Source organism: Thioalkalivibrio sp. (genome assembly GCF_041685615.1).
Taxonomy (GTDB): domain Bacteria; phylum Pseudomonadota; class Gammaproteobacteria; order Ectothiorhodospirales; family Ectothiorhodospiraceae; genus Thioalkalivibrio.
Genome location: NZ_JAWLFK010000085.1, coordinates 1 through 5,228, shown reverse-complemented (window position 1 = coordinate 5,228; position 5,228 = coordinate 1). Strand labels below are relative to the sequence as shown.

Sequence of the window (5,228 nt, the reverse complement as noted above, 5' to 3'; positions counted from 1 at the left end):
AGCGGCACATAGGTGTCGGGATCCAGCAGCCTCGGGGCCGAAACGCGCACCACCAACTCTCCCAGATAACCTTTCACGGCTGGAAGAGCCAGTAACGCGAACAGAAGCCCCAGGACCGCAGGAATCGCAAACAGCCACCAAGCCTGAGCGAAGGCCTGGAAAATCGGAGTTGTGAAATCCATGGGCGGCATCTCGGCCATTGAAAGCAACTCCGTTAGACCCAATTCAGCGCTTCGCAGGCGTCAAGGAAACGGTGGTCAGGTCTCACATTCCAACACAGCGCATCAACAAAGCGTTGGATTGTGAGACCTGACCCCGTCCCTTGCACATGGTTGCGGCAAATAGGCCACTCGACTGGGACCACCTCTCATGGGTTGTTTGTCATAACCGTGGTTCGTCCATCACCTGCATCAGGAGTCAGCAGGCGCAGGATCAGTAGCGCAAAATCGCGGCCGCGCTTGGGATCTTCCAAGACCTGCATGGCGAGTTTTTCATGGTCGGTCATAGCGTCGAGGACGGTATCGGTGACGCGTTTGGGGAACAGGCCGTGCATCACCTGTTCGGGGCTGTGGTTCTGGACTTGGGCCATCACGGACTCGTCGCGCCGGATTCGATCGGCCACGCCATGGGCGAAGTGGAGCTTATCCTTGTCGCTCACTTCGGCGCCGAAGAGGTCGTTAAGCTGTTCGATGATCTCGGAGAGGCGCTTCTTTTCCGGGTCGTGGGGCTTGCCGGATCCGACATCGGACACAGGTCTCAGGCCGTCAAAGTCGCCCTCTTCTTCCCTGAGGTTCAGTTGTTGTTCGGCGCGCTTGTTCAGGCGGTAATGGGTCAGTTCCAGTTCCGAGACGTCGAGCTCGTCTTCTTCGAGGTTCTCCACGCGCAGCAGCGGATGCATTGCGCGGGCGTACACGCACAGTTCCTCCAGCTCACGGTCCTCGAAGTCGACGATCTGGGAGAGGAACTCGTAGCTGCGCACGAAGCTCTGCAGGTTCTTGCGAAACAGGTCGAGCTCGTCGCGGGTGGTGTGGGCCTCTTTCAGCTCCTGCTCGGCGCGGTGCAGGCCAGTCTTGTCGCCGTCGCGCTCGGCCTGCGCGTGGGCGGCCTTCCATGTCCGGGTCTGTTCCAGCACGGCCTTGTAGCGGCTGGTATAGCGTTCCTTCGCGGGCTGGCAGTAGTAGCTAAGCTGGCTGGCATTCACGTTGGGGTTGAAGAAGGCGCGTGCGAAGTTCTCGACCTCATCCCAGTGATAGATGCCTGAGGCATTCAGGCTGCGCTGCAGGTCGTACACCACATTTGGGTCAGAAATGTCGGCCAGCTCGGCCTTGTTGTAATACGGGCGGAAGGCTTCGAGGATATCCTCTGCATCGTTGAAGAAATCGAGGACGAAGGTGTTCTCCTTGCCGGGGAAGGTCCGGTTCAGGCGCGAGAGCGTCTGCACGCATTCCACGCCTTGCAGCTTCTTGTCCACGTACATCGCGCAGAGCTTGGGCTGGTCGAACCCGGTCTGGAACTTGTTGGCGACGATCATCACATTAAACTCAGCGGTGTTGAAGGCCTCGGCCAAGTCGCGGCCCTGCAAATCCGGGTTCAGTAGCGTGCTGTATTCGGTCACTTCCTGGGGAATCACACCATCCGGCGGCACGGAGCCGGAGAACGCCACCAAGGCATACACACCGCGATAGCACTTCTCCTGGATGTACGCACGCATGGCCAGTGCGTAGCGCACCGCCTCCTGCCGGCTGCCGGTCACCACCATTGCCTTTGCCTGCCCGTCAAGGAGGTGGCGCACGTTGGCGCAAAAGTGCTCAACGATGACCTCCACCCGTTGCGAGATGTTGTACGGGTGCAGTCGCACCCAGCGGGCGAGCTTGGTCGCGGCCTTACGCGATTCCACTTCCTGGTCATCGCCATGGGGGTGCGCGAGCTTCCAGGCGGTGGCATAGGTGGTGTAGTTCTTCAGCACGTCGAGAATGAAGCCTTCCTCGATGGCCTGGCGCATCGAATACAGGTGGAACGGCTCGGGCTTGTTGTCGGCCGAGAGCGGGAGATCGGAGTTTGGCGGGCGCCCGAACAGCTCCAGGGTCTTCGCCTTGGGGGTGGCGGTGAAGGCGTAGTAGCTGATGCGGTCGGAGGGCCTGCGCGCGGCGACCGCCGCATCCATGAGCTCTTCGGCACTGATCTCTTCGCTCTCCAACTTATCCGCGCCCAGGATCGCCTTCAGCTTGGTCGCGGATGAGCCGGTCTGCGAGGAATGCGCCTCGTCGGCGATCACCGCGTAGCGCCCGGCGGCCAGATCCGGACGCTTGTCCAATGCATCGAATAGCGCCGGAAAGGTCTGGATGGTCACGATGATGATGCGCGTCTGCGCGGCCAGCGCCTCGGCCAGTTGCTCTGACTTGCTCTGGTTGCCGAAATCGCGGGTGATCGGCCGCACCACCCCATGGGCGTGCTCGAACTGGTAGATGGTCTCCTGGAGCTGGCTGTCCAGCACCGTACGGTCGGTGACCACCACCACGGAGTTGAAGAGCTTCTGGCCGTTCTCGTCGTACAGCGAGGCGAGCTGGTGCGCGATCCAGGCGATGGAGTTGGACTTGCCGGAACCCGCGCTGTGCTGGATCAGGTAGCGCTGTCCGGCGCCCTCCTCGCGTGTGGCCTCGATCAGCTGGTTCACCACATCCCACTGGTGAAAGCGCGGGAAGATCAGGGCCTCCTTCTTACTGCGCTTGCCGTGGAAGTCCTCGACCGTCTTCTGTTCCAGATGCAGGAAGCGCCCCACTACCTTCAGCCAGGCATCGGGTTGGAAGACTCGTTGCCACAGGTAGCCGGTCGCGTAGGAATCCGCATCGGGGGGTGCCGGGTTGCCAGCCCCGCCGTCTTCGGCTCCCTGGTTAAAGGGCAGGAAGAGAGTGTCCCTGCCGGCCAGGCGGGTGGTCATCGCCACTTCGTACTGGCTTACCGCGAAGTGCACCAACGCCCCGCGCTTGAAGCTCAGCAGCGGCTCGGGTTTGCGTGTGATCGGGTCCTTTACCGGGCGGTCGCGGCGGTACTGGCGCTTGGCGTTCTCCACCGACTGCTTGAACTCGCTCTTCAGCTCCAGCGTCGCGGAGGGGATGCCGTTGACAAACAGCACGAGGTCCAGTCGCGGGTTGTACTCCCCGCTGCGTGCATGCGGAGAGTACGGCACCTCCGGCACCACGCGCAGTCGGTTGGCGCGGTAGCGGGCCAGAGACTCGGGATTCATGCCGTGGTCGGGCTTGAAGCTGCACAGATCCAGCTTCACCCCCGGCGTCTTGATGCCATGGCGCAGTACATCCAGCGCGCCGCCCCTATCCAACTCGCGCGTGACCGCGCGCACCAGGGCCCGTTGCGGGTCCTGCGGGTTCTTCGCGGCGAACTTCTCCCAGCGCTCCGGCCAGGCCTCCTGCAGGTAGCCGATCAGGTCCTCGGTGTACAGGGCGTTGGCGGTGTCAAAGCCGATCGCCGGACCGGTCAACCAGCCATCGGCGGTCATCGCGTCGATGATGTCCTGCTGGAACCGGGTTTCCCTGCTGTCCGCCATGAATCCGTCCTGTCGTCTGTCGTAATTGCTCGAGCCATCCGCAAACTTGAAATCCAGGCCCGCCAGCGCCTACCCTAAGGCCAATGGATCGGGAATGCTCGATCGACAAGGGGCCTCGGCGAACGCGTCGGGGCCTCTTGCTTTGTGCTACGGATAGACCTTCAGACCCCAACCATCGATGTTTCCGCCCCGGTCACGACGGAACTTCCGACTCAGTGTCTCGTAGGCTCGGTTGGCCTGTTCTGGAGCCAGCAGATGCCGGCCGATCGGACGCGCGACCATGTCGGCGAGCTGCAAGCCCGCCGAGTTCGTCAGTTTGTTCGCCAACACCAAATCCAGGCTCTCCCCCAGTCCCTCAAGTCGCGAGCGATCAAGGATCCGGCGAAATTCCAATTCCAGCGCCGCGTCCTCCTCGCGCCCACGTTGCTCGAACACCACATGCGTCGGCCGCCCGCGTTGACTTTGCGCCTGCAATTCCATGTAGACGCGCTCGAGCCCGAACTCCATGGCCACATGGTAAGGGTTCTCGCCATCGCCATGCCGATCCCTGAACCGCCGCTTGTCAATGCAGCTCGCAACCAGCGTGAATGGTGACTCTTCCATCACCCGAGAAAGATCCGTTAGAAAAGACCGCCGCACCTCGGCATTAAGCAGGATGTTGAAAGGACCCTTGGATTTCCGGATCTCTGCTTCGTGGAACACCACCATGTCGTGGCCGAAATATCGGAACTTCAGCTCCTGGAGCTTCGGGACGACTTGCTCGAGGTACATCTGTTTGTGCAGCAGGCAGAATGCCAGCACGAAGACGGGATACTCGGGATTGATATGGCGCAACCCGTGGTCGCCACTCTCGTCCACGTAGACGATGTAATCGCTGAACTGCCTGCTTCTCTCCCCCACAGCGCCCATTACCCTCTCGCTTCCGTATCCTTGGCGGCTGCATCCACCACCTGTTCCTGCCATTCCGCATAGGTCTGGCCCGAGCCCTCGCGCTTCCATTCGGTACGGCCGTTGGCCGCTCTACCGACAACCATGGCCGCCGCAGCGCTGGGGCTCGAGAATGCGTAGTCGCGCGAGAATCGCAGCAGACCTTTCTCGTCCTCGACCAGTACGCCTTCCTCGCACAGTTGCTGGTGCAGGCGCTCGTAGTGGTGGCCCCGCGCTGCCCACTCCCCGCGCGCGTGCGAACCCTTCAGGACGAAAAACTCGCCCTCCACCTCCTGCCCGTACGCCGTAATGGCGTGCTTGGGAAGCGTCAGGCGGAACCTTGGCGATTCCGGAATCTGAGATCCGGAACCGTCGGCCCCTACCACCGCATCCCGCGAAGGCGGGCGGCTGGCATCACGCAGGAATTCGAAGCCGAGCACGGGCAACACGGTGCGGATCTGGTCCAGGAAGAAGGCCATGTCAGCCTGGTCGGCCTCGGGCAGGCCGATGTAGTCGTTGCGGGTGCCGTTGAGCAGGGTGCAGCGGCCCACGCGCTGGGCCTGTTGGATCAGCAGACTCTCCAAAACCTTCACGTGCGCCTTGGTCAGGTTCTGGTCCTTGCTGGTGATCAGGCAGACCTTCTCCCAGAAGTCCTTGCCGCCCTGCTCCTCGGTGCGGTTGTGCTGCTTGAGCCGCTTGCCGACATCATCCGACTCGCCGATGTACACCTGCGGGCGCA

General features: G+C 62.0%; 3 protein-coding genes and 1 pseudogene. All 4 read right to left on the bottom strand.

Going from position 1 to position 5,228, the window contains the following annotated elements; translation table 11 throughout:
- Positions 1-200, bottom strand: a pseudogene (locus ACESLR_RS11470) (nuclease); the annotation flags it as partial.
- A gap of 167 nt (positions 201-367) precedes the next feature.
- Positions 368-3,562, bottom strand: coding sequence for a type I restriction endonuclease subunit R (locus tag ACESLR_RS11465; RefSeq protein WP_373067491.1), 3,195 nt, complete (start codon positions 3,560-3,562; stop codon positions 368-370).
- A gap of 147 nt (positions 3,563-3,709) precedes the next feature.
- Positions 3,710-4,471 (bottom strand): DUF3800 domain-containing protein, encoded by a 762-nt coding sequence (locus ACESLR_RS11460; protein ID WP_373067486.1) that lies wholly within the window; start codon positions 4,469-4,471, stop codon positions 3,710-3,712.
- Positions 4,471-5,228 (bottom strand): GIY-YIG nuclease family protein (locus ACESLR_RS11455; protein WP_373067482.1); only part of this gene is annotated, 758 nt, incomplete at its 5' end. The genes ACESLR_RS11455 and ACESLR_RS11460, both read right to left, overlap by 1 nt.